Raw genomic sequence first — 24,616 nt, 5'->3', positions numbered from 1 at the left:
CAAACCCCTGGCCATTTGGCCGAGTCGGGGAAAACGTCAGGTTGAGGGATAATAGCGGTTTCGCCTATTTCGACTTGGCCGCGCCGGGCCGACTCCCAATGCGGGGTCTGAACGCGAGCGCCTGAATACGCGCCGCTCTCCGCGACGCTGGCCACTTCTTACCGCTGGACACACATGAGTATCGTCAATCTCTCCGCGTACTATTTCGCGACCATTGAAGACACCGCCGCATGGCGCGCGCCGGTCACCGAACGCTGCAATGCGCTCGGCCTGCGCGGCACCGTTCTGCTCGCGCCGGAAGGCATCAACCTGTTCGTCGCGGGCACGCGCGACAACACCGACGCTTTCATCGACTACATCCGCCACGATCCGCTGTTCGAGGGCAAATTCGCGTCGCTGCAATTCAAGGAAAGCATTTCGGAGAAGCAGCCGTTCACGCGCATGCTGGTCAAACTCAAGCGCGAAATCATCACGATGAAAAAGCCGGCCATCAAGCCGGAACTCGGCCGCGCGCCGTTCGTCGACGCACCTACGCTGAAGCACTGGCTGGACCGCGGTCACGACGACGAGGGCCGCCCGGTCGTGATGCTCGATACGCGTAACGCGTTCGAGGTGGATGTCGGCACGTTCGACAACGCACTCGACTACCGCATCGCGAAATTCAGCGAATTTCCAGAGGTGATCGAGAACAATCGCGCCGATCTCGAGGGCAAGACGGTCGTGTCGTTCTGCACCGGCGGGATTCGCTGCGAGAAGGCCGCGATCCACATGAAGGAAGTCGGCATCGAGAACGTGTATCAGCTCGAAGGCGGCATTCTGAAGTACTTCGAGGAAGTGGGCGGCGCGCACTATCACGGCGACTGCTTCGTGTTCGATTACCGCACCGCGCTGAACCCGCAACTGGAGCCGACCGCGACCGTGCAGTGCTTCGGCTGCCGCGCCGTGGTGCCGCCCGAGGCACAACAATCGCCCATGTACGTGGCGGGCAAGACGTGTCCGGAGTGCCATCCGGACAGCAAGGCAACGCGCGCCGCGTGATGGCGGCGTTACCTGCGTTGCGGGCCGCTCGACCATGACCTATCGCGGGCGCTTCGCGCCGTCACCTACCGGGCCGCTGCATTTCGGCTCGCTGGTCAGCGCGCTTGCCAGCTGGCTCGACGCGCGTGCGCATGAGGGCACGTGGCTCGTGCGCATCGAAGACATCGACGGCCCTCGCACTGTGCCGGGCGCCGCCGAGGATATCCTCGCAACACTCGAACGCTTCGGCATGCACGCCGACGAAACGCCGGTCTGGCAAAGCGGGCGCATGCCGCGCTACGCGCAGGTGTTGGAGCAGTTGAAGTCCACCGGGTTGATCTATCCGTGCGGCTGCACGCGCAAGGAAATCGCCGATTCGCTGCTGCACGTGCACGCGCGCAATACGACCCTCGCCTATCCCGGCACATGCCGTCATGGACTCAACGGCAAGCCCGCGCGCGCCTGGCGTCTGCGTGTGCCCGATGGCGACGCCGCTGCAATCACCTTCGAAGATCGCTGGCAAGGCGAGCAGACGCAAAACCTGGCAACTGAGGTCGGCGATTTCGTGCTGCGGCGCGCGGACGATCAATGGGCATATCAACTAGCGGTCGTGGTCGACGATGCCGATGAAGGCATCACGCATATCGTGCGCGGCGTGGATCTGATGGATTCGACGGCGCGGCAGATTTATCTGCAGCATTGCCTTGGCGTGCCGACTCCGCAGTATCTGCATGTGCCGGTCGTCACGAACGAGCACGGCGAGAAGCTCAGCAAGCAAAACGGCGCAACCGCGCTGGACACGGAAAATCCGCTGGAAGCACTGGGCGCTGCCGCGCGGCACCTGGGACTGGAAATGGATCTGGCCGGTTCGGACCATGCGACGCTCGACAGCTTTTATCAAGCCGCAACGGCTGCATGGGCCAAACGGATGGACACGCGGATGAACATCGGAAACTAAAAGCGCCTCGCCGGTGAAACCGCGAAGCGCTCGATACGCCGAAGCGTTTTAAAGATGTTCGAAGGCGTTCAAAGGCCTTCGCAACCACAATCAGGAAGACGAAGTCGACTTCCGCGGCATGCCGAACCCGCCGAGCAATGCAGCCAGCGGCTGCTTGGAACCCGATTTCTGCGGAGCCGCCGAAGCAGCATTCGCCTCTTCAACCTTGCGAACCGAAGCCGGCGACGGCTCATACGGTTTCAGGAAAAAGTCGTCCACAGGCTGCGCGCGATGATGATGCGGCCGATCGAACGAACCCGACGACGGCGCACCCGTACGGCGGCGGCTACCGCGCTCGTCACGGCCTTCACGACCCTCGCGCCCTTCGGTGCTGCGCTCGCGACGCGGCGCACGCTCTTCATGGTGATGACGCACAGGCGTGTCGACGGTCAGACGCTGCACGTCCAGCGGACGCTTGATCAGCTTCTCGATATCGGCAAGCTGCTTGCGCTCGTTCGGGCTGCACAGCGACAACGCGTCGCCCGACGCCCCTGCGCGGCCGGTACGACCGATGCGGTGCACGTAATCTTCCGCGTTGAACGGCAGGTCGAAGTTGATCACAGCCGGCAATTCAGCGATATCCAGACCGCGCGCGGCGACGTCGGTCGCCACCAGCGCCTCGATCTCGCCGCGCTTGAATGCTTCGAGCGCCTGCATGCGCTCGTTCTGCGAGCGGTCGCCGTGAATCGCGGTCGCGACCACGCCGTCGCGCTCGAGACTGCGCGCCAGACGGCTCGCGCCGATCTTGCTGTTACAGAACACGATCACCTGCTTCAGGCTGCGATCGCGAATCAGCTTGACGACCGCGCCAGTCTTGTCGCCCTCGGCGACTTCGTAGACGATCTGCGTGACGTTGGTCGCGGTCGAATTGCTGCGCGCGACTTCGATAGTCTGCGGATTGCGCAGATAGGTCGCCGCCAGCTTCTTGATTTCGCCCGAGAAAGTGGCCGAGAACAGCAGCGTTTGACGCTCTTTCGGCAGCAGGTTCAGGATGCGCTGCAAGTCCGGCAGGAAGCCCATGTCGAGCATCCGGTCGGCTTCGTCGAGCACGAGAATCTGCACCTGGCCGAGATTCGCGGTTTTCTGTTGTACGTGGTCGAGCAGACGACCTGGCGTGGCGATCAGAATTTCGACGCCGCGGCGCAGTTGCTCGGATTGCGGATTCATGTCCACGCCACCGAACACCACGGCGCTGCGCAGCGCCGTGTGTTTCGCGTACGACTGCACGTTCGCGGCGACCTGGTCGGCGAGTTCGCGGGTCGGCGTGAGGATCAGCGCGCGCACCGGATGGCGGGCGGGCGATGCGCTCGTGCTGGCATGCGCCAGCAGGCGCTGGATGATCGGCAGCGAGAAGCTCGCGGTCTTGCCGGTGCCAGTCTGGGCAGCGCCCATCACGTCACGGCCGGCCAGCACGACGGGAATCGCCTGCGCCTGGATCGGCGTGGGCGTGGTGTAGCCCGATTCCTTGACGGCTTTCAGGATGTCGGGCGCGAGACCGAATTGATCAAAAGTCGCAGTGCTGGGCGTGACGGCTGTGTCGGACATGGTGGCTTTCGCTAAAAATGCGCTTGGCGCGGTGCGCGCAGCAGCGGTCGGAACCGCAGAGGGCATCGTGATGAAGGCGGAGCCACGGCGTTCCGCACGGGACCCGTCAGTATTACGGGAAAACTGCGGCCGGCTCCGGCCGGCGGAAACACCCGCCGGAAAGGCCGGTATTGTAGCACTTCAGCAAAAACACTCATGGCGCATGTGCTGCGTTTCTGCGTAGGCGGGTGAAAAGCCGGGGCGAACCGGCCCCGGAACGCCCGGATTTGGCATCAAAGTGCCAGTTCATGCAGGGTGTATTTCTGGCCGTGCCGTCCTTTCGCGAGCGTAGTGCGCGCACACGACAGTGACGTGACAGCATTTGACACCATTATGGATAGGCATCCTGCTGCGCCAGGGTCCGACCTGGCGCCAGTGAGACGGCGAGCGACCTGGTAGCTGCGCAAGCCCAGAACGCCCCCTCCCCTCCCCTCACCACGTCTCCCGCATCACCATCAACCGCATCTCGGTCATGTCCTCGATGGCGTAGCGCACGCCCTCGCGCCCCAGCCCCGAATCCTTCACGCCGCCGTACGGCATGTTGTCGACCCGGAACGACGGCACATCGTTGATCACCACGCCGCCCACGTCGAGCATGTCCCACGCGCGGTGTGCATGCGCGAGCGAATCCGTGAACACGCCGGCTTGCAACCCAAAGTCGCTGTCGTTGACCGTCGCCAGCGCGGCGTCGAAATCGTCGAAACGCTCCAGAATCGCGACCGGCCCGAACGCTTCCTTGCGATACAGATCCGTGTCGCGCTTCACGCCTTCGAGCAGCGTCGCCTCGAACATCGCGCCGTCCACCTTGCCGCCCGCGACGATCTTCGCGCCCGCCTGCACCGCGCTGTCCATCCATCCGGCGAGACGCTTCGATTCCGACTCGGAGATCATCGGCCCAACGAAGGTCTTTTCGTTCTTCGGATCGCCCATCACGAGCGACTTCGTTTTCGCGATCAACTTCTCGCGCAGCGCGTCATAAAGTTTCGTGTGGACCAGAATCCGCTGCACGCCAATACAGCTTTGCCCCGACTGATAGAACGCGCCGAACGCGAGCCGGTCGACCACGTAGTCAAGTTTCTCGCCCTGATCGCCGTCGACAATCGCCGCCGCGTTGCCGCCCAACTCCAGAATCACCTTTTTCTTGCCGGCCTTCGCCTTCAGATCCCAGCCGACCGCCGGAGAACCGGTGAACGACAGCAGCTTGAAGCGTTCGTCGGTCGTGAATAAATCGGCGCCGTCGCGATGCGCGGGCAGAATCGAAAACGCACCTTTCGGCAGATCGGTTTCCGCGAGAATCTCGCCCATGATCAGTGCGCCGACCGGCGTGCGGCTCGCCGGCTTCAACACGAACGGCACGCCCGCGGCAATCGCGGGCGCCACTTTGTGCGCGGTCAGGTTCAGCGGAAAATTGAACGGCGAGATGAACGAACACGGCCCGATCGGCACGCGCTTCACATACCCGTGATATCCCTTCGCGCGCGGCGAAATTTCCAGATTGATGATCTCGCCGTCGATCCGCACGCTCTCCTCCGCCGCCACCTTGAACGTGTCGATCAGCCGCGTAACCTCGCCCTTCGAGTCGTTGATCGGCTTGCCCGCCTCGATGCACAGCGCAAGCGCCAGTTCGTCGTAGCGCTCGCGAAACCGCGCGACGCAATGTTCGAGCACCGCCTGCCGTTTGAACGGCGGGAACGCGCGCATCGCGGGCATCGCGTCGACCGCGTGGCCGATGGCCTTGTCGATCGCGGCCGCGTCGGCCATCGCGACGCGCGTTGCCACTTCGCCGCTGAATTTATCGGTGACTTCGAGATCGGTGTTGGCGGCCACCGCTTCGTTCGCCAGGTAGTACGGGTAGGTTTTCTTCAACATGACTCGTTCTCCTTGAACTCAAAGCTGCGCCGACAACCGCTTGATCTCGCGATTCAGCACGCGCTCGTTATCCGAATAGTCGATGGGCAGATCGATCACATGCACGCCCGGCGTCACGAAACATTCGCGCAGCAAAGGCGCGAACTGATCCGCCGATTCGATCCGGTGCCCCTTCGCGCCATAACTTTCCGCGTACGCGACGAAATCCGGATTGTTCAGCGTCATCCCGTAATCGGGGAAATTCATGTTCTCCTGCTTCCAGCGGATCATGCCGAACGCGTCGTCGCGCAGGATCAGAATGACGAGATCGAGCCGCAGACGCACCGCCGTCTCCAGTTCCTGCGAATTCATCATGAAGCCGCCGTCGCCGCACACGGCCATCACCTTGCGATCCGGGTGCACGATCTTGGTGGCGATCGCCGACGGCAAACCCGCGCCCATCGACGCGAGCGCATTGTCGAGCAGCAGCGAATTCGGCTCGTGCGCGCGGTAATAGCGGGCGAACCAGATCTTGTACATGCCGTTGTCCAGACACACGATACCGTCCACCGGCGTGGTCTCGTACACGTCGTTGACGATCCGCACCGGATACATCGGGAAACGCTCGTCGTGCTGCCCCTTCACCAGATGCGCCTCGAAATGCGCCTTGATCTCCTTGAAACGCGTGAAATCCCAATGCTCCTGGCGCTCCTTCAGACTCTCCTTCAGTTGCCACACCGCATTGGCAATATCGCCGACCACTTCGATCTGCGGGAAATACACCGTGTCGACTTCCGCGCCCAGAAAATTCACGTGGATCACCGTCTTCTCGCCCGCGTCGCCGCTGCGCATGAAGAACGGCGGCTTCTCAATCACGTCGTGACCGACGTTGATGATGCAGTCGGCGTGATCGATCGCGCGATGCACGAAGTCGCCATCGGACAACGTCGCGTTACCGAGCCACATCGGATGCGATTCGTCGATCACGCCCTTGCCCATCTGCGTCGTAAAAAACGGAATGCCGATCTGGTCGACGAACTCGCGCAGCATCTTCGTCGTGGTCTTGCGATTGCCGCCCGCGCCGATCATCAGCAGCGGATGCTTCGCCTGAGTGATCGCCTCGACCGCGCGCGCAACGGCTTTTTCCTCGGCGACCGGACGACGGCTGTAGCTCTTCGGAATCGGCTTGCCGTCGCCCTCTTCGTGCGCGACGTCTTCGGGCAACTCGAGGTGCGTGGCGCCCGGGCGCTCCTCTTCGGCCTGACGCACCGCCTCGCGCACGGCCGCCGGAATATTGCTGATCGACACGATCTGGCGTGTGTACTTGGTGAGCGGCTCCATCATCCGCACCACGTCGACGATCTGGAAATGGCCCTGCTTGCTCGATTTGATCGGCTTCTGGCCGGTGACCATCAGCATCGGCATGCCGCCCAGTTGCGCGTATGCAGCGGCGGTGACGAAGTTGGTCGCGCCGGGGCCGAGCGTGGCAAGGCAGACGCCCGTGCGGCCGGTCAGCCGTCCATAAGTGGCGGCCATGAAGCCGGCGGCCTGTTCGTGACGCGTGAGAATCAGACGGATTTTCGAGCGGCGCAGCGATTCGAGCAGATCGAGATTTTCTTCACCGGGGATGCCGAACACATACTCGACACCTTCAGCTTCCAGCGATTTGACGAACAGGTCCGATGCTTTCATTGAGAGTCTCGCTTGATGATACCGACGGGGCTGCAAGCCCGTCCGTTAAGGTCCGGGGATGGACGATCGAAGAAGACGGCGGCCACGCGGACAGCGCGCGGCATGGCATGACGGCATGGCGAATGCCACGCGGGACAGCTTACTCCTGAGGTAAAAAGGCTGCGCGCAGCCGGGCAATGCCGCGCGGCTGGCATGAGACGGGAGCAAACGGGAATCAGCGAACGGCGGCAGGGAGGAAGAGAGCCGCCGCATCATGTCTAGCGAACGATGGTGACGCAGTCGGACAATATCGGCGAAGCGTTTTCGCCGTTCATCGCGTCGTACAGATCGGCGCGCGGTCCCTTGGTCCACCAGGTGTAGCTACCGGCCTGATATTTCGCACCGGAGCCGGACATGACGTTGACGAACAGCAGCGGTTTGCCCTTCACCGGCACGAGCGCGAAGCTCTGTCCGTTCGACGTGTTCCAGTAAGTGACGTGCAGAATCTTGCCGGTCGCACAGGTGTATTTGTGCGACTGACGGTCTTTGATCTGGAGTTCGGAAAGCTGTAGCGGCGCGGCGCAGGCGCTCCCGTAGAGTGCGGTGAAACCGGCCGCCATGATTGTTGCAACAAGCCATTTCGTCATGAGATGCCTCGAGTGTTGCTGCGTGTCAAACGTCCGGCGCCGCGCCTTGAACAGCGAGCGCGCGTGGCCCGCTGAAGGCTGATTTATGGATCGATCACGCCGGCGCATGCATCGGTCGGCGCGGCGGCGACGTGCCCCACCACCGGCACGATCTTCAAACCGGCCGAGGCGATCCGGCACGGCGCGGCAGCGAGACCGCATCCGCTGATCGCCGAGCACAGCGCGAGCAATGCGCCGAGCGTGCCGAGCCGACCCACCATACCGCGCCGCATTGTCTTGCGGGATTCCAGCGACATACGCACCTCGACTCCACAGAGCCTGACCGGCTCCGACATCCAGATTGCGCGCGCGGCAAACGTGCCGCGCGCGGGTCATGCATAGATGGCGGCCCGGGCTTTGTCAGCGCGCCGCCAGGCCTTATTTCGCCGATACGGGCCGCACCGCAGCCGCAGCCTCTTTCGCACGCGAGCGTGCTTCGTCGAGGTTCTCGCCGGTTGCGAGCGCCACGCCCATGCGGCGTTTGACGAAGCTTTCCGGCTTGCCGAACAGACGCAGATCCGCATTGGGCACCGCCAGCGCCGCCGCGACGCCTTCGAACGCGATGCCCGCCTCGTCCAGCCCGCCGTAAATCACCGCCGACGCACCCGGCGCCCGCAACGACGTATCGACCGGCAAACCGAGGATTGCGCGGGCGTGCAACTCGAACTCGGAGAAACGCTGCGAAGCCAGCGTGACCAGACCCGTGTCGTGCGGACGCGGGCTGACTTCCGAAAACCATACGTCATCGCCGCGCACGAAAAGTTCAACGCCGAACAGGCCCCGGCCGCCGAGCGCCGCCGTCACCTTGTGCGCGACTTCGCGCGAGCGTTCGAGCGCGAGCGGGCTCATCGGTTGCGGCTGCCACGATTCGACGTAGTCGCCCGCTACCTGCACGTGGCCGATCGGGTCGCAAAAATACGTGCTGACTTCGCCGCTCGCCGGGTCGATGGCGCGCACGGTCAGTTGCGTGATTTCGTATTCGAAGTCGATAAAGCCTTCGACGATCACGCGGCCGTGATTCACGCGGCCGCCCGCCATCGCGTGCTGCCAGGCGGGTTCGACGTCGGCGTCGCTCTTCAGCACCGACTGGCCCTTGCCCGACGACGACATCACCGGTTTCACCACGCACGGGTAGCCCACCTTGGCGATGCCCGCGCGCAATTCGTCGAGCGAGTCGGCGAACGCGTACGGCGAGGTCGGCAAGCCGAGTTCCTCGGCAGCGAGACGGCGAATGCCTTCACGGTTCATCGTGAGTTGCGTGGCGCGCGCGGTCGGGATCACTTCGGCGAGACCGTCGGTTTCGATGGCGGCGAGCGCGTCGGTGGCGATCGCCTCGATCTCGGGGACGATCAGATGCGGGCGTTCCTGCTCGACCAGCGCACGCAACGCGGCGCGGTCGGTCATGTCGATCACGTGCGAGCGATGCGCGACCTGGTGGCCCGGCGCATTCGGGTAACGGTCGACGGCGATCACTTCGACGCCCAGCCGTTGCAGCGCGATGATCACTTCCTTGCCGAGCTCGCCGGCGCCGAGCAGCATGACGCGCGTGGCGGATTCAGAAAGGGGGGTGCCGATCCGTTGGCCGATCTGCATGGGTGCTCCAGAAAAAAGTCGGATGAGGGTGGGATTGGTTAGAACGCGATGTTAACATGCCCACCCCGATGCGCACCCATGCTGAGGCTGTGTTCAGCCTTCGTGTACGGCCGGTTTCCAGACGCGCCCGGCAACGGTTGCTTTCCTTTTTGCTTTCCTTTTGCAGCCGGGTCGTCGCGTGCAGGAAAAACCGCCCTGCCAGGTCGACGCAGTCGGGCACAGACAACCCGCGGACCGCTCGCCGCGCGTGGTCAATGTGTGATCGACGTTGTCGATCAACACTGCCATTTCATCCGCGCGTGAGGATGCGACGGCGGCGCGCAAGGCTGCGCTGCCTGCCGCCGCTGCCGTTAACTCACAAAAGCTTCGCCGCTCGCCGTCAGGCTCGCGTGCGGCGAGCTTAGTGCGTTACCCTTACGCCTTCGCCTGTTTGAAGAGGAACGACGTCATGCTCCAAAGCTCCTCCGCGCGACGTATTGCGCGCTTCACTCCCTATGCGCGCGCGACCATCGCCGCGCTGAGCGTCGCTGCGCTGCTGAGCGCCTGTGCAATGCCCAAACACCCCGATTCCGAGGCCGCCGCGCCCGATCCGTTCAACCCCGCCGCCGCGCAGCTGCTCGACGACACCAGCTGGACGCTGAGCGCGTGGAAGCAGGCGGACGGCACGGTGCGCGCGATTCCGTCCGCGGATCAGGGCGGCCCGATCACGCTCAAGCTGTCCACCGATAAAGGCCAGCGCCACGCGAGCGGCTTTTCCGGCTGCAACCGCTTCATGGGTTCGTACGCGCTGAAAGACGGCAAGCTGAGCTTTGGCGCGCTGGGCGGGACGCGCATGGCGTGCATGACGCCGGGCGGAAAAATCGAGAGCGCGTTTCTGGATGCGCTGACGCATATCGATCGAACCGGCGTGCAGATGCGTCTGCCGCAGCAAATGCAACTGGTGCTCGAAAACGGCGACACGCTGACGTTCGACAGCAACACCAAATAGGCGGCGCGGAATCAAACGGCGGATTGCCGGGTCATAGTGGCGACGGCGCCGCCGATGGCAATGCCGCTGTTCCCCAGCCGTCGTTTTTTTGGCGGCGAGTCGTACACCGGTCCGCTTTCCGATTGGGCGCAAGCATACTTGCGCCGACCTTCGAAGCAGCGGGCTTCGCGGTTTAATCTCGACGGATTGCGTTATTGCGCGTCCGTCATTCGTTGATGTCTAGTATGCACACGGTAGTTTTCGGCTGGTTCGGCGGGTCGGCCGTCTGGTTTATTCCTCTTTTGTGGCGCCTCGTGAAGTCGGTGCTGCCGGGCGGCGCAGGCTTGCGCGGGCCTGGCACGATCCGGCTGTGGCTCGGCTTCGTCTGCGTGATGCTGGCGAGCTGCACGCTGGAGGCGTCGCTGATCAACCTGGTCGGCGTCAATGGCCTGGGTCACGCGCTGGCTGCGGGGCTGGGTCATCTGCTGGGCCATATCGGCACGCCGTTCGCGGCGCTGGCGCTGTTCCTGATCAGCCTGCCCTGGCTGATCGATTTCCGCTGGCGCGATTTTGCTGCGTGGGCGGATGGTGCGTTCGGCCTGGGTTTGTCGCGTGGTCTGGCGAGGCGCGACGAGGAAGCGCGGCGGCATCGCAGTATCGACGACGGCGTGCCGTCGCACGTGTCGCCGGCGACCAATACGATGGCGCCGAAAAGCAATGGCCGGTATGCACGGCCTACGGTCTGGCGGCCGCCTGCCGGTGGACGCAGTGCGGCTGCGGGCGTTGGCGGGGCGGGTGGCGCTGCGGGCGTCGGTAGTGCTGGTGCGAGCGCAGCAGGCATGGACGCAACGGCGCGCGGCGCGGGAGCCAACTGGCGGACTGGCGCTGCGGCGCCTCGTAGCAGTCAGACGGCTCAGGCCGAGCCGGTGCTGCGCACGGGCGCGATGAATGCGCCGCGTCGCGAGCCGATGAACACAATGAATCCGACATCCGCGATGACCGCGGACAAAACCCCGTTCATGCCGACCGAGCCGGTTGCGCCCGCGGGTTGGCTGCGCGATCCGGTACCGCGTGCGCCTGCGTCGTCGAGCGGATCGGCGGCGGGACGTGAGGCGGCAGCGGCCGCGATCCGCGAGGCCGCGCTGCAGGTTGGACGCCGCACGGCTGGCGAGCCAAGGCAAGCGGCGGCGCTGGGCGGTGCGGCAGGACTGGCCGCCACGGCAGGCGCGGCGAGTGCGGCCGCGGCGGCCCCGGTGACAATTGCGCCAGTTGCGGCAGTTGCCGCTGCGGCGCGAACCATCCATGGGTCGACAGCGGCACGCGCTGCCTCTGGCGCGTTGTCCAGCAATGCAGGGGCGATGGCGAGAGCGGCCCAGGCTAGCCGCCCGACATCGATTCTGGGCTCCCCCACTGGTGGGACGGCTCCGGCTAACCGGGCTATCGCGTCTCGTCAGCCGTTCCAGACTGCGGCGTCTTCGGGTGCGATCAACTCGCCCGGGGGAACACGGCGGACGGCTCCGGCCTATACGCGGTCCATGGCGGCGACCCAGAAAGTCACGCCGCCCGCGAGCGTTCAGGAAACCCTTCGCAGCATCGCGGAAAATGCCGCTCGCTGGACCGATCTGGCCGGCGTGAGCCTGGCGCGCAACCGCTCGGCGGAAGACGCGATGATGGCGTCCGGTACGAGCGGCGAGACCGTGTTCGACGCGAGACTGGTGGGAGGGGATTCGCTGGTGGGCGGGGCGGGGGCTAGCGAGCCTGCTGCGGCGATGAGCGTGAGCGCTCCTTTGCAACATGCTGCTGTGCACGCGCCGGAAGATTCTCTGTCGTCGTCGCCGTTGCCGGTCGAGCCGGTGGCAATCGAAGCGCCGCAGGTCGAAAAGACAGACATGGATGCCGCGTCTGAACCTGCGGCATTTGAGATCAGCAAAGAGCCCGTAGTCCAATGGCCCATCGAGCCGCCGGTCATCCATCTTCCGACGCCGGTGGCACCTGCGACAGCGGCTGCGGCAGTCGAATCGGTGTTTGCCGATGCTGAGGCGGCACGGGCTGATGTTGATGCATTTGGGGTTGCGTCTGTTGTGCCGACAGCGGTCACTCCAGTTGCGTCCGATGCCTCCGGTGCATTTGCGGCTGCGCCGGTTGTGCCGGTTGTGCCGGTTGTGCCGGTTGTGCCGGTTGTGCCGGTTGAGTCCGTTGCACCGGTTGCGCCCGTTGTCTCCGTAGCCTCGGTTGCATCTATCGCGCCGACACACGCCGCTCCAACGACGCCGTTCCAGATTTTCGCGGCCCAGTTGCAAGCCGACGATGCACAGCCGGATGCGCCATCGCCCGAAGATGGGGCGACGATTTCGACCGCTCCTATCGAAAGCAACTCTCCGCCGGAGTTCAACGTTGAACCGCCGGTTATGCACGCTCCGGTGCATTCGCCCGTCGTCGCTGCAACGGCCGTCACGCCTTCGACCGCTGCCGCACCGACGGATTCGGCTGGAACCACGCTGGCAGCCGAACCGCACATCACGAATCCGGTGACGATGCAAACGTTCGCGCGAGCCGCGGAAGACATCGCCGATGAAACGCTTGCGCCTTGGGAAACCCATATCGCAGCCGTTACGCCGCAGCCTGTTGCGGGGACGTCGAACGCCTCGACGGTTCAGCACGCTAGCGTAACCGGCGAAGGCGAACTCCCAATTCACGGTATGACGCCGCTGCATGCCACGAATCCGGGTGAGTCCGCTGCTTTGCATGAGTCGGACATGCCGGCTCCCCCTGCATTGCCGAGCGTCGCGGCAATGATGGAGGCATCGGAAGAAGCGAGTGCGTTAGAGACGTCTGAATCACCGCGCGAACTGGAATCGCTGGCTGCGCCCATTGTGGACACTGTCGCCGGCGAGTCGCCGGACGTTGCTGCGCAGGCGTCGAACGTGTTCCGCTTCCGTGACGTTGCGATCCAGGCCGCACGTCCTGCGCCGACCGTTGTCGATGAAGAGCGGGGCCGCGTCGTTGAGCGTGCAAATGTGGACGCGTCAGTTGGGGCGCCCTCGGCGTTCGAGGCTTCGGTGAATCCAGTGGTCCCGGTGGCTTCGGTGGCTTCGGTGGCTTCGGCTTCCGCGGGTCGTGTGACTTCAGCAACCACGGTCCCGCCGGTGACTTCGTTCGCGCCCGCGCATCCGGTGACCCCAGTCGATGCGGTGACGCAAGCAGCTTCGGCCATACCGACAGCCTCCGTGGCTCCGGGAGCGCCGATGCCACAAGTGACACCAAGCGCTTTGGATACCTCCGATGGATCGGCGATTCCATCATTACGGCTGGATACGGCGGAGCCGACGCCACCGGCACCGCTGACAACTGCTGCCGCGCCGGTGACTCCGGCAACTCTGCTAAATCCGACGCAATCGGCTAGCGTGACAGCCCCTGTAGCTTCGGCTGCTTCGGCAGGCACGGCAACGCCCGTAGATCCTGTGGTTCCGGCTGCATCAGTGACTGCTGCGGTTTCGGCTGTTCAAGGAGCTCTGGCGGTTCCGACTACTCTCGCTGTCCCGACGGCTCCGACAGTTCCGGCCGCTTCGGATATGCCGACTGATCCCGCCGCTCCAGTCGATCCGGCTATCTCAGTTGCACCGGCGGCTGCGTTTGCTCCTGCCTCCCCCGTTGCTTCGGCTGCTTCAAATGTTCCGGCTGCTCCCGCGATCCCGTCTGTTCCAGCTGCGTCAGGCATTCCGACTCCTTCGGTCATGCCGGTCGTTACTGCTATCCCGGCTGTGCCGACTGCTCCGGCCATCCCTGCAGCATTCACTGCACCGGTGATGCCGACAACTTTCGCTGGGCCGACCGCATCCGTAGCGGAGGCAGCACACCCAGCTCACGCAACAAACACAGCAAACGGAATACCTCCCGCAGCAGAACCCGCGCCCATCGCCGCAACTTATCCGGGTGCAGCGCTCGCGTCGGCGCAAGCACCGGCATCAACACTAACCGCTGCCCCTGCTACAGCCACCGAGCCGCCGGTAGCGGCGCACGCCGAACCGCAACCGGAACACGCGGCAGAAGCAGCCGCCGAGCCCCCTGCCCCCACCCAGCGTCCGCCGATGCGCGGCCACGCTCCCACGAACGGCTTCGAATTCCGCGCGCCGGCTGCGTCGATGGTCGAACTCCCGACGCTCGACCTGCTCGCCCCCGCCGATACCGACATCGAACCCGTCTCCGAAGAAAAGCTCATCGAGACCGGTGTGCTGATCGAGCAGCGTCTGCAGGAGTTCAAGGTGCCGGTGACGGTGGTCGGCGCATCGGCGGGTCCGGTCATCACGCGCTTCGAAGTCGAACCGGCGCTCGGTGTGCGCGGCAGTCAGATCGTCGGCCTGATGAAGGATCTGTCGCGCGGTCTCGGCCTCACGTCGATCCGCGTCGTCGAAACGATCCCCGGCAAAACCTGCATGGGCCTCGAATTGCCGAACGCGAAACGGCAGACCATCCGTCTGTCCGAAATCATCGAGGCCAGCGTCTATCAGAACTCGCATTCGCAACTGACGCTCGCGATGGGCAAGGACATCACCGGCCATCCGGTCGTCGCCGATCTCGCCAAAGCACCGCACATGCTGGTCGCGGGCACGACGGGTTCGGGCAAGTCGGTCGCGATCAACGCGATGATCTGCTCGCTGCTCTTCAAGGCAACGCCCGAAGAAGTGCGCCTGATCATGATCGACCCGAAGATGCTGGAGCTGTCGGTCTACGAAGGCATCCCGCATCTGCTCGCGCCGGTCGTCACCGACATGAAGCTCGCCGCGAACGCGCTGAACTGGTGTGTCGGCGAAATGGAAAAGCGCTACAGGCTGATGTCCGCAGTTGGCGTGCGCAATCTCGCAGGCTTCAATCAGAAAATTCGCGACACCGAAGCCAAGGGCAAGAAGCTCGGCAATCCGTTCTCGCTGACGCCCGACGCGCCCGAGCCGCTCGCGCCGCTGCCGCTGATCGTGGTCGTGATCGACGAACTGGCCGACCTGATGATGGTCGCCGGCAAGAAGATCGAAGAACTGATCGCGCGTCTCGCGCAGAAAGCGCGCGCCGCCGGCATCCACCTGATTCTGGCGACGCAGCGGCCGTCGGTCGACGTCATCACCGGGTTGATCAAGGCGAATATTCCGACGCGCGTCGCGTTCCAGGTGTCGTCGAAAATCGACTCGCGCACGATTCTCGATCAGATGGGCGCGGAGTCGCTGCTCGGTCAGGGCGACATGCTGTTCCTGCCGCCCGGCACCGGCTATCCGCAACGGGTGCACGGCGCGTTTGTCGCCGACGAGGAAGTGCATCGGATCGTCGAGTATCTGAAGCAGTTCGGCGAGCCGCAATACGAGGAAGGCATTCTGGACGGCCCCGCCACCGACGGCGGCGCGGCGCAGGATCTGTTCGGCGAATCGACGGATGCGGAAGCCGATCCGCTGTACGACGAAGCGGTCGCGTTCGTCGTCCGCACGCGGCGCGCGTCGATTTCGTCGGTACAGCGGCAATTGCGCATCGGCTATAACCGCGCGGCACGACTGGTCGAACAGATGGAAACGGCCGGCCTCGTATCGGCGATGAGCATCAACGGAAGCCGTGAAGTGCTCGCGCCGGGACCCGCGGAATGAAGACGTAGCCAGCGAAAGGTTCTCTGTTCAGCTCATGCGATGAACAGCGAACGACAACGGCAATGGCGCGACGAACGCCCGTTGAACCGCAACAGCCAGCCTCAGGAAAACGGGCCGCTCACATCAATGAGCGGCCCGTTTTTCATGTCGTGAGTGCGTCAGGATTCCCCGCGCCCACCACCTGCAACATCACGACGGCGACACCAGCTTGAAATCCACCGGCGAACCCAGTTCGAAGTGCTGCGCCGGCGTCGGATCGAGCAGGCCGCTCTGTTGATCACGCTTGAACACATACACCGTATCGCTATTCTGATTGCCGACGATCAACCAGTTCCCGGTCGGATCGATCGCGAATTCACGCGGCGATTTTCCAAGGCTCGACTGATGGCCGATCTTCTTCAGATGCCCGTTGGCCGGATCGACGGAGAAGATCACGATCTCGTTCGCGTCGCCGCGATTGGACGCGTACACGAAGCGCCCATCCGGCGACAGATGGATCGCCGCCGCCCCCACCTGCCCCTTGAAGCCCGGTTCGGACAACGACAGCGCCTGCACCTGGGTGAGCTTGCCGTCTTTGTAATCGAACGTGGTGACCGTGCCCGCCAGCTCGCTCGTCAGATACGCATGCTTGCCGTCCTTGCCGAAGATCAGGTGACGCGGCCCCGTGCCCGCCTTCTGCGGGGTATAGCGCCAGTCGGTCGGTGCGAACGGACCGTGGTCACCATCGGGCGTGTAGCGATATGAGAACAGCTTGTCGACGCCGAGATCCTGCGCGAACAGGTACTGTCCATCGGGCGAAAACACGGTCGAGTGAACGTGCGAGTTGTCCTGACGCCCCTTCACCGGACCGCCGCCTTCGTGATGCACCGTGAGCACCGACGTGCCCACCTGCCCGTCGGCCTGCAACGGAAACACCGCGAAGCTGCCGCCCGGATCGGCTGCCACCGAGTAGTTCGCGGTCAGCAGATACTTGCCGTCCGGCGAGAAGCTCAGGTAGCACGGATCATTGCCGTCAGACGACACCTTGTTGATGAACGACAGTTGCCCCTGCGCGGGATCGAAACGGAACGCGCTGATGCCGCCGCGTTGCGTGGCCGGCCCGTTGTCGCCGGGCAGTTCGTTGACCGCATAGACGAAATGACGATCGCGGCTCACCACGAGGAACGACGGATTGACCGTCTGCGCCACCGACACCCGCGTCGCCGCGCCCGTCTTCGTATCGAAGTGATAGACGTAGATGCCCTCGCTCTTGCCTGCGGTGTAGGTGCCGACCAGCATGTCATAGACACCGTCGGCGGGGACCGGGCCGGAATCTTGCGCAAACGCGTGAGTTGCCACGAGCGAGACCAGCAGCGCGAAACCTTTTATCATCGAACGGGCGGAACGCAGAGGCGCGGGCCGCACCGCCCGCAACGAAGCGGATTGCGCGGTGGCAGCGGAAAGAGAACTCGAAACGGCACGCGTAGCGGCACGACGACTACGAAGCATAGGACCTCCTGGACATCAGGTATTGGATACAAGCGGTTGTAATGGTGTCTCTGGTCTGCCGCGCGTGAATCGAGCGTTTGTTCTTATCGTGGCAAGTATAAAAGCGCAGGTAGGATCATGCAGCGAAACCGGCTACCGATACCGGCTTATACATCTGGTATGCATGGGTAGCCATTGCCCCGTCTGATGGGGATTTTTTTCAATCGCGTCAATCGCGTCCTTACGCGAATCACACTACGGGAGTCTTCATGAACGTCACACTCAGCCTGGGCCCGCTCGTTTCGTTGATCGCCGGCATTCTGATTCTGGTCATGCCGCGTCTGTTGAACTACATCGTCGCGCTCTATCTGATCATCATCGGCATCATCGGGATCTTCGGCGTGGGGTCGACGCACTTCTGAGCACACTTCCGGGCGACGACGGACCGTTGCGCGCAGCCGTTCGGCACCACGAACTGAAAGACAGTCGCAAGGAACGCAACCGGGCGCGGGGTCGGCCCGGTGCGGTTCTGAATCGTTCTGACTCGTTCTGAATCGTTCTGAATCGCAGGAAACGGTCGTGACAAAGCAGGCCGCTTGCAGCAGCCATGAATACAGCGGGGAAAAACCGGCGAATGCGCGACATGAAACGCGCTCACGACAAGCGCAAGTGCACTCGCGGCGAACGTGCCGGCTCAGCGGCGTGCCGGGTGTGCCCTTATCGGCCTATCCGCGCTCCCCGGCCCGGCTTGTGCGGCCGGTTAGCCGTTCGACAACTGATCGAGCCGCAACCGCCCCTGCAACGACAATCCGCCGACGGCATAATGACCCCCACCTTCCTGATAGCGCCGGAAGCACGCACGCTCGATCAGAAAAGCGGCCGCAGTAAGCATGCCGTTGCGGCTCAGGCCAAGGCGGCCGCAATCGAGCGGCAACATCGAATCGTCGTTCAGTTCGCTAGCGGCGGAGAGAATCTTGATGCAATCGGCTTTCGATGGGTTCAGCATAGCTTTCGTCCTCGGAAACGGCGTCTGCATGCGCCATGGGCAAGGCCGGGCGTGATCCGGAAGGCTCCGGGCATCGGCTTGAAATCCGATTGTAGGCAGTGGATTTAAAGATTACCAACTCGCGTTTTGCCGCATTGCTTCAAAAAAACAGAACGAACCAAAGCGCATCGTGCGAGTCCCGTAATAACCATGACCGAGACGCCGCGGTTCGCGCCGCGCGTCATAACCAATACGCTTATCCATGCCTGCACTTATCGAAGACTATGCGCTCATCGGCGACGGCCACACGGCCGCGCTCGTCTCCCGCGACGGTTCCGTCGACTGGCTCTGCTGGCCGCGCTTCGACTCCGGCGCGTGCTTCGCGGCCCTGCTCGGCACCCCCGACAACGGCCGCTGGCTGATCTCCCCGGTCACCGACACGCCACCCACCATCACGCGCCGCTATCGCGGCGAAACGCTGATTCTCGAAACCGATTTCGACACGCCCGAAGGCGCCGTCACGCTGATCGATTTCATGCCGCCGGGTAACGGGTGGTCGGAGATGGTGCGGATCGTCGTCGGCAAACGCGGCACCGTGAAGATGAAGATGGAACTGGTGCTGCGCTTCGACTACGGCTTTTCGATTCCGTGGGTCGACCGTCTGAAGCACGACAGCGGCATCAAGGCGATCGTCGGGCCGGATAACGCGGTGTTGCGCACGCCGGTCGAGTTGCGCGGCGAGGACATGAAAACCGTCGCCGAATTCACCGTGAGCGAGGGCGAGCGCGTGCCGTTCGCGCTGGCCTATGCGCCGTCGCATCTGCGTATTCCGCCCGCGCGCGATCCGCACACATCGCTCGCGCGCACCGAGAATCACTGGCTCGAATGGTCGGCGCGCGGCACGGTGGAAGGCCGCTGGGCCGAGCCGATCCGCCGCTCGCTGATCACGCTGAAGGCGCTTGCCTACGAGCCGACCGGCGGGATCGTCGCCGCGCCCACCACGTCGCTGCCGGAGCAGCTCGGCGGCACGCGCAACTGGGACTACCGCTACTGCTGGCTGCGCGACGCCACCATCACCCTGCTCGCGATGATGCGCGGCGGCTATTACGACGAAGCGCGCGCATGGCGAAGCTGGCTCGGCCGCGTGATGGCGGGCGCGCCCGAGCAGTTGCAGATCATGTACGGGATCGCGGGCGAGCGGCGTCTGCCCGAATTTGAAATCGACTGGCTGCCGGGCTACCAGGGCGCGAGCCCGGTGCGCATCGGCAACAACGCGGTCGGCCAGCGGCAACTCGACGTCTACGGCGAAGTGATGAACGCGCTGCATCTGGCGCGCGTCGGCGGCTTGCAGGCGGACGACACGGCGTGGAACGTGCAGTGCGCGCTGCTGAAACACTTGGACACGATTTGGCGGGAGCCCGACGAAGGCATCTGGGAAACACGCGGCGGCCGCCAGCATTTCACGTTTTCGAAAGTGATGGCGTGGGTCGCGTTCGACCGCGCGATCCGCTCCGCCGAGATGTTCAAACTCGACGGCCCGCTCGACGCGTGGCGCGCCACCCGCGACACGATCCACGCGGAAGTCTGCGAGAAGGCATGGAATGCCGATCTCAACGCGTTCTCGCAGTTCTACGGCAGCGACCAACTCGACGCCAGCGTGCTGCTGATGCCGATGGTCGGCTTCCTGCCGCCGCAGGATCCGCGAGTGAAAGGCACGGTGGCGGCGATCGAACGTGATCTGATGCACGACGGCTTCGTGATGCGCTACCGCACCACCGAATACGACGATGGCCTGCCGCCCGGAGAAGGCACGTTTCTCGCGTGTTCGTTCTGGATGGTGGACAACCTCGCGCTGCAAGGCCGGATGGACGAAGCCATCGCGATGTACGAGCGGTTGCTCGCGCTGTGCAACGATGTCGGGCTACTCGCCGAGGAGTACGATCCGGCTGCGAAGCGCCTAGTCGGCAACTTCCCGCAGGCGTTCTCGCATGTGGCGCTGGTGCACACTGGCCTGAACCTGATGAAGCACGAACAGGAGATGGCGCAGGCGACCGGCCAGCCGCCCCATAGCGGCACGATGGAAGACGAACTTAAGGCTGAGGCAAGCCCTGATAGCGGCGCAGCAACATCGCCAGTAGCATGATTTAGTGACAATTTGCATGCGCGCCGCATGCAAATTGCTGCATTGCACAAGTACGCTGAGTTCGATATGATCGATCAGACTGTCGGCCGAAAATCAATGTGCCCACAACCAGATTTGGCCCGCCACAACGCCTCACGCGTGTTTGCGAAGCCCCATGCGAACCGCTTAAAACGGAGCACCCATGCTCTACCAACTGCATGAATTCCAGCGGGCAATGTTGAGCCCGCTCACCGCCTGGGCCCAGGCCGCGTCAAAATCCTTCGCGAATCCTGCCAGTCCTCTAGCCTATGTGCCGGGCGCCACGCGCCTCTCAGCCGGGTACGAACTACTCTACCGACTGGGTAAAGATTACGAAAAGCCCGAGTTCAACCTCCATCAGATTGTCAAAGACGGCCATAACATTCCGATCATCGAACAGACGATCGTCGAAAAGCCGTTCTGCCGCCTGATGCGCTTCAAGCGTTTCGCCGACGACAGCGACGCTGTTACCCAATTGAAAGATGAGCCGGTCGTGCTGGTCTGCGCACCGTTGTCGGGACACCACGCCACGCTGCTGCGCGACACCGTTCGCACGTTGCTGCAAGACCACAAGGTCTACCTGACCGACTGGATCGACGCGCGCATGGTGCCGCTCGAAGCCGGCGAGTTTCATCTGGACGATTACATCGCGTACATTCAGGAATTCATCCGCCACATCGGCGCGAAGAATCTGCATGTGATCTCGGTATGTCAGCCGACCGTGCCGGTGCTCGCCGCTATTTCGCTGATGGCGAGCCGCGGCGAAGACACGCCGCGCACCATGACGATGATGGGTGGCCCGATCGACGCCCGCAAGAGCCCGACTTCGGTCAACTCGCTCGCCACGCAGCACTCGTACGAATGGTTCGAGAACAACGTGATTTTCACGGTGCCGCCCAACTATCCGGGCGTGGGCCGCAAGGTTTATCCGGGCTTCCTGCAGCACACCGGTTTTGTCGCGATGAATCCGGAGCGTCACGCAGCGTCGCACTGGGATTACTACCAGAGCCTCCTGCGCGGCGACGAAGACGACGCGGAAGCACATCGCCGCTTCTACGACGAATACAACGCCGTACTCGACATGGACGCGGACTATTACCTCGACACGATCCGCGTGGTGTTCCAGGAATTCCGTCTTGCCGAAGGTACGTGGGACGTGTCCGGCGAACGCGTGCGGCCGCAGGACATCACGAAAACCGCGCTCTTCACGATCGAAGGCGAACTGGACGACATTTCCGGCGACGGTCAGACCTATGCCGCGCACGACTTGTGCACCAGCATTCCCGAGCAGGACAAGCGCCATTTCACTGCGGAAAAATGCGGGCACTACGGCATTTTCTCGGGACGCCGCTGGCGCACCATCATTTATCCGCAATTGCGCGAGTTCATCCTTGAGCACAATAAGGCGCCCAAGGTTGCGAAGGAAAAAGTCGAAGCCTGAGTAAATCCCAGGTGATATCGCGAGCAGCAATTTGCACAACGGCCTCTTTCGAGGCCGTTGTTGTTTGCGAACGTTGCAGGTTCGTGGCGAGTCGACTGTGCGCTTATTGCGAATTACCCGCAAATTAATGCCGCTTTAAAACTCGCACACGTTAGCGGCGTCCTCACCCCACCCTTTTACTTTCGCAACAGATACGCGAGCAGCAACTCGGTATTCATCTGGATCACTTCACTGCGTTCGGCGGGGCTGCTGAAGTCGCGGCCGAGTGTTGCCTCGAGCGTGAAGCGATTGGACACGATGTAATAACCCATGCCCGACAGCGTCACGTAAAAGCGCAGCGGATCGACGTTTGTGCGGAATAACCCGGCACGCTGACCGCGTTCGAGGATGCCGCCGAGCGTGGCGACGATCGGCGAGATCATTTCGCGGATGCGCGTCGATTTCTGCATGTAGCGTGCTTCATGCAGATTCTCGTTATTGATGAGACGCAGCAACTCGGGATGATCGCGGTAGTAATCCCAAACAAAATGCGCAAGACGCGTGACCGCCTCGACCGGCGCAGAGCCGCTCAGTTCGAGCGTACGTTCGGCTTCGTTGAGCGCGCTAAAAGCATGCTCGAGAACAGCGGTGAAAAGCTGCTCCTTACTACCGAAGTAGTAATACAGCATTCGTTCATTCGTTTCCGCGCGGCGGGCGATCTGATCGACGCGCGCGCCGAATAGCCCTCCATTTGCAAACTCTTCGGCCGCCGCAAGCAAAATGCGGCGCCTCGTGCCTTCAGGATCTCTTTTGATTTTCGGCTGATTCATGGTGGCATCGTCTTCGTGAGCCGCGTTATCCGGGTCGTGCCGCCGGTCTCTCCTCGGACCTGCACCGGCAGCACTGAACGGGCGCGCCATGGTTGGGGGACACCCTTCTGCGGTCTTTCGAAAAAGCGCTTCGATTATGGCACATGGATTGCGGATGGCAATTGGGGAAATCGGCGATAATGTGCCATTTAGTTCAAGCTGTGCGGCCGCAAGCCGAACCCCACGTCGTGACCGTGACAGACATACAAATACTCGCGGATCGCATTGAAGATCTGCTGCCCCAAACGCAATGCACGAAGTGCGGTTACCCCGCATGCCGTCCCTACGCCGAAGCCGTCGCAAATGGCGAAGCCAATTACAACCAGTGCCCGCCCGGTGGTATCGAGGGCGTCGCGCGTCTTGCTGCATTGCTCGGCAAACCGGTAATTCCGCTCAATTCCGCCAATGGCGTCGAACGGGCGCGTCCGTTGGCGGTTATCGACGAACAGGTTTGCATCGGCTGCACGTTGTGCATGCAGGCATGTCCGGTCGATGCAATAGTTGGTGCACCGAAACAGATGCACACCGTTATCGCCGAACTCTGCACCGGTTGCGATCTGTGCGTGCCGCCCTGCCCGGTCGATTGTATTTCGATGCCGCCGGTCACCGGCGACGCAACCGGCTGGGATGCATGGAGCCAGAGCCAGGCCGACGCTGCGCGCACTCGCCACAACCAGCGCGAAGCGCGTCTTGCTCGCGAACGCGAAGCCGCAGAAGCCCGTGCTGCGGCGCGGCGAGCCGGTACGGCTGCCGACGCCCCCGTGTTGAGTCCATGCGCCACGCAAACCGCCGAAGCTGCGGCGCCGAGCAACGCTCCCGCCGCCGACGACGCCGAAGCGAAGAAACGCGCGATCATCCAGGCCGCGCTCGAACGTGCTCGCAAAAAGAAAGAGGAGTTGGCGGCCAAGGGCCAAGGTCCGCGGAATACGGATCAGGTCAGCGCCGACGTGCAGGCCCAGATCGATGCCGCCGAAGCGCGCCGCCGCCGTCTCGGACTCACCGCCGAAGGCAACGGCGATGCCGACAAACCGTCCAACCCGCGCTAGTCGCCCGTCAACTCCAGCTCCGCATGAACGCGAACAAACGCCGCGCCATCTACGAAACGCTTCAGAGCCTGAATCCGCATCCGACCACCGAGCTTGAGTACACCTCACCGTTCGAATTGCTGATCGCCGTGCTGCTGTCGGCGCAGGCCACCGACGTGTCGGTCAACAAGGCGATGCGCAAGATGTTCCCGGTCGCGAACACGCCGCAGAAGGTTTTCGATCTCGGCGAAGAAGGGGTGACCGGCTACATCAAGACGATCGGGCTGTATCGCACCAAGGCGAAGAATGTCATCGCAACGTGCCGGATTCTGCTCGACCAGTACGGTGGCGAGGTGCCGGAAGATCGCGAGGCGCTAGAAAGTCTGCCGGGGGTTGGGCGGAAAACGGCTAACGTGATCCTGAATACGGCGTTCGGTCATCCGACCATTGCGGTCGATACGCACATCTTTCGGGTTGCCAATCGAACCGGGCTCGCGCCGGGCAAAGACGTTCGCACGGTCGAGGCGGCGCTGAAAAAATTCACTCCCGCCGAGTTCAAGCAGGATGCGCACCACTGGCTGATTTTGCACGGCCGCTATGTGTGCCGGGCGCGCAGGCCGGAATGCTGGCATTGCGCGATCGAGCCGCTTTGCGAGTTCAAGCCGAAAACGCCGCCGCCGGATCTTTGAGAACGGCGAGGCC

18 protein-coding genes are annotated in these 24,616 nt (G+C 63.3%); 9 read left to right on the top strand and 9 right to left on the bottom strand.

Translation table 11 applies throughout. The annotated features are described in order from the left end of the window. The first annotated feature begins 174 nt into the window (after nt 1-174). Nucleotides 175-1,038 carry a sulfurtransferase gene (locus ABH945_RS15210; protein ID WP_429251008.1) on the top strand — a complete coding sequence of 288 codons (864 nt, stop codon included), beginning with the start codon at nt 175-177 and terminating at the stop codon, nt 1,036-1,038. A 34-nt stretch (nt 1,039-1,072) separates the two neighbouring features. Then, nucleotides 1,073-1,975, top strand: coding sequence for a tRNA glutamyl-Q(34) synthetase GluQRS (gluQRS, locus tag ABH945_RS15205; RefSeq protein ID WP_429251007.1), 903 nt, complete (start codon nt 1,073-1,075; stop codon nt 1,973-1,975). 90 nt (nt 1,976-2,065) lie between these two features. Here the strand turns inward: gluQRS and ABH945_RS15200 are convergent, their stop codons facing one another. The 6 genes from ABH945_RS15200 to purT all read right to left on the bottom strand — a co-directional run bounded on the left by ABH945_RS15200 (nt 2,066) and on the right by purT (nt 9,396). Continuing rightward, a complete protein-coding gene (locus ABH945_RS15200) occupies nt 2,066-3,559 on the bottom strand; it encodes a DEAD/DEAH box helicase (protein ID WP_429251006.1) in 1,494 nt (497 codons plus the stop codon). A 471-nt stretch (nt 3,560-4,030) separates the two neighbouring features. Continuing rightward, complete coding sequence (locus tag ABH945_RS15195; RefSeq protein ID WP_429251005.1) at nt 4,031-5,467, bottom strand: aldehyde dehydrogenase family protein; 1,437 nt, start codon at nt 5,465-5,467, stop codon at nt 4,031-4,033. 18 nt (nt 5,468-5,485) lie between these two features. Further along, a complete protein-coding gene (locus ABH945_RS15190) occupies nt 5,486-7,138 on the bottom strand; it encodes an acetolactate synthase large subunit (RefSeq protein WP_074763451.1) in 1,653 nt (550 codons plus the stop codon). A gap of 257 nt (nt 7,139-7,395) precedes the next feature. Continuing rightward, entirely contained in the window at nt 7,396-7,764 is a 369-nt protein-coding gene (locus ABH945_RS15185; protein ID WP_429251004.1) for an MliC family protein, read from the bottom strand. An 83-nt stretch (nt 7,765-7,847) separates the two neighbouring features. Beyond that, nucleotides 7,848-8,060 (bottom strand): DUF6726 family protein, encoded by a 213-nt coding sequence (locus tag ABH945_RS15180; RefSeq protein WP_074763449.1) that lies wholly within the window; start codon nt 8,058-8,060, stop codon nt 7,848-7,850. Nucleotides 8,061-8,181: 121 nt separating this feature from the next. Continuing rightward, the gene (gene purT, locus ABH945_RS15175; protein ID WP_074763448.1) at nt 8,182-9,396 is read right to left on the bottom strand and encodes a formate-dependent phosphoribosylglycinamide formyltransferase; all 1,215 of its coding nucleotides are present in this window, start codon (nt 9,394-9,396) and stop codon (nt 8,182-8,184) included. A 448-nt stretch (nt 9,397-9,844) separates the two neighbouring features. Here purT and ABH945_RS15170 point away from each other — a divergent pair, with 448 nt between their 5' ends. Together ABH945_RS15170 and ABH945_RS15165 are read left to right on the top strand one after the other, a co-directional pair. Next, nucleotides 9,845-10,384 carry an META domain-containing protein gene (locus ABH945_RS15170; RefSeq protein ID WP_429251003.1) on the top strand — a complete coding sequence of 180 codons (540 nt, stop codon included), beginning with the start codon at nt 9,845-9,847 and terminating at the stop codon, nt 10,382-10,384. A 224-nt stretch (nt 10,385-10,608) separates the two neighbouring features. Next, complete coding sequence (locus ABH945_RS15165) at nt 10,609-15,987, top strand: DNA translocase FtsK (protein ID WP_429251002.1); 5,379 nt, start codon at nt 10,609-10,611, stop codon at nt 15,985-15,987. 189 nt (nt 15,988-16,176) lie between these two features. Here ABH945_RS15165 and ABH945_RS15160 read toward each other — a convergent pair whose 3' ends face one another. Further along, complete coding sequence (locus ABH945_RS15160; RefSeq protein ID WP_429251001.1) at nt 16,177-17,475, bottom strand: lactonase family protein; 1,299 nt, start codon at nt 17,473-17,475, stop codon at nt 16,177-16,179. A 248-nt stretch (nt 17,476-17,723) separates the two neighbouring features. Between ABH945_RS15160 and ABH945_RS15155 the strand changes: the two genes are divergently transcribed. After that, complete coding sequence (locus ABH945_RS15155; RefSeq protein ID WP_074763443.1) at nt 17,724-17,876, top strand: DUF3096 domain-containing protein; 153 nt, start codon at nt 17,724-17,726, stop codon at nt 17,874-17,876. A gap of 338 nt (nt 17,877-18,214) precedes the next feature. On the opposite strand, the gene ABH945_RS15150 is transcribed toward ABH945_RS15155, so the two are convergent. Then, nucleotides 18,215-18,460 carry a hypothetical protein gene (locus tag ABH945_RS15150; RefSeq protein WP_074766310.1) on the bottom strand — a complete coding sequence of 82 codons (246 nt, stop codon included), beginning with the start codon at nt 18,458-18,460 and terminating at the stop codon, nt 18,215-18,217. Nucleotides 18,461-18,701: 241 nt separating this feature from the next. Here ABH945_RS15150 and ABH945_RS15145 point away from each other — a divergent pair, with 241 nt between their 5' ends. Continuing rightward, nucleotides 18,702-20,582 carry a glycoside hydrolase family 15 protein gene (locus tag ABH945_RS15145; RefSeq protein WP_429251000.1) on the top strand — a complete coding sequence of 627 codons (1,881 nt, stop codon included), beginning with the start codon at nt 18,702-18,704 and terminating at the stop codon, nt 20,580-20,582. 181 nt (nt 20,583-20,763) lie between these two features. After that, nucleotides 20,764-22,041, top strand: coding sequence for a polyhydroxyalkanoate depolymerase (locus tag ABH945_RS15140; RefSeq protein WP_074763441.1), 1,278 nt, complete (start codon nt 20,764-20,766; stop codon nt 22,039-22,041). Nucleotides 22,042-22,217: 176 nt separating this feature from the next. On the opposite strand, the gene ABH945_RS15135 is transcribed toward ABH945_RS15140, so the two are convergent. Beyond that, nucleotides 22,218-22,850 (bottom strand): TetR/AcrR family transcriptional regulator, encoded by a 633-nt coding sequence (locus ABH945_RS15135; RefSeq protein WP_074763440.1) that lies wholly within the window; start codon nt 22,848-22,850, stop codon nt 22,218-22,220. 227 nt (nt 22,851-23,077) lie between these two features. Here ABH945_RS15135 and rsxB point away from each other — a divergent pair, with 227 nt between their 5' ends. Both rsxB and nth read left to right on the top strand, forming a co-directional pair. Next, a complete protein-coding gene (gene rsxB / locus ABH945_RS15130; protein WP_216350604.1) occupies nt 23,078-23,935 on the top strand; it encodes an electron transport complex subunit RsxB in 858 nt (285 codons plus the stop codon). A gap of 23 nt (nt 23,936-23,958) precedes the next feature. Then, entirely contained in the window at nt 23,959-24,603 is a 645-nt protein-coding gene (gene nth, locus ABH945_RS15125; RefSeq protein ID WP_429250999.1) for an endonuclease III, read from the top strand. Nucleotides 24,604-24,616: the final 13 nt, after the last annotated feature.

The sequence above is a fragment of the Paraburkholderia sp. GAS333 genome, from assembly GCF_050435665.1.
Classification (GTDB): Bacteria; Pseudomonadota; Gammaproteobacteria; order Burkholderiales; family Burkholderiaceae; genus Paraburkholderia; species Paraburkholderia fungorum_A.
The sequence above is the reverse complement of the archived record's forward strand: the minus strand, read 5'-3'. Positions and strand labels throughout refer to the sequence as shown.

Bases quoted from the DNA above. Each gene is read 5' to 3' on its own strand.
- gluQRS (WP_429251007.1), top strand. From the start codon at position 1,073: ATGACCTATCGCGGGCGCTTCGCGCCGTCACCTACCGGGCCGCTGCAT.
- ABH945_RS15190 (WP_074763451.1), bottom strand. From the start codon at position 7,138: ATGAAAGCATCGGACCTGTTCGTCAAATCGCTGGAAGCTGAAGGTGTC.
- ABH945_RS15180 (WP_074763449.1), bottom strand. From the start codon at position 8,060: ATGTCGCTGGAATCCCGCAAGACAATGCGGCGCGGTATGGTGGGTCGG.
- ABH945_RS15165 (WP_429251002.1), top strand. From the start codon at position 10,609: ATGCACACGGTAGTTTTCGGCTGGTTCGGCGGGTCGGCCGTCTGGTTT.
- ABH945_RS15145 (WP_429251000.1), top strand. From the start codon at position 18,702: ATGCCTGCACTTATCGAAGACTATGCGCTCATCGGCGACGGCCACACG.
- ABH945_RS15200 (WP_429251006.1), bottom strand. From the start codon at position 3,559: ATGTCCGACACAGCCGTCACGCCCAGCACTGCGACTTTTGATCAATTC.
- ABH945_RS15170 (WP_429251003.1), top strand. From the start codon at position 9,845: ATGCTCCAAAGCTCCTCCGCGCGACGTATTGCGCGCTTCACTCCCTAT.
- purT (WP_074763448.1), bottom strand. From the start codon at position 9,396: ATGCAGATCGGCCAACGGATCGGCACCCCCCTTTCTGAATCCGCCACG.
- ABH945_RS15140 (WP_074763441.1), top strand. From the start codon at position 20,764: ATGCTCTACCAACTGCATGAATTCCAGCGGGCAATGTTGAGCCCGCTC.
- ABH945_RS15160 (WP_429251001.1), bottom strand. From the start codon at position 17,475: ATGCTTCGTAGTCGTCGTGCCGCTACGCGTGCCGTTTCGAGTTCTCTT.
- ABH945_RS15135 (WP_074763440.1), bottom strand. From the start codon at position 22,850: ATGAATCAGCCGAAAATCAAAAGAGATCCTGAAGGCACGAGGCGCCGC.
- ABH945_RS15185 (WP_429251004.1), bottom strand. From the start codon at position 7,764: ATGACGAAATGGCTTGTTGCAACAATCATGGCGGCCGGTTTCACCGCA.
- nth (WP_429250999.1), top strand. From the start codon at position 23,959: ATGAACGCGAACAAACGCCGCGCCATCTACGAAACGCTTCAGAGCCTG.
- ABH945_RS15195 (WP_429251005.1), bottom strand. From the start codon at position 5,467: ATGTTGAAGAAAACCTACCCGTACTACCTGGCGAACGAAGCGGTGGCC.
- ABH945_RS15210 (WP_429251008.1), top strand. From the start codon at position 175: ATGAGTATCGTCAATCTCTCCGCGTACTATTTCGCGACCATTGAAGAC.
- ABH945_RS15155 (WP_074763443.1), top strand. From the start codon at position 17,724: ATGAACGTCACACTCAGCCTGGGCCCGCTCGTTTCGTTGATCGCCGGC.
- ABH945_RS15150 (WP_074766310.1), bottom strand. From the start codon at position 18,460: ATGCTGAACCCATCGAAAGCCGATTGCATCAAGATTCTCTCCGCCGCT.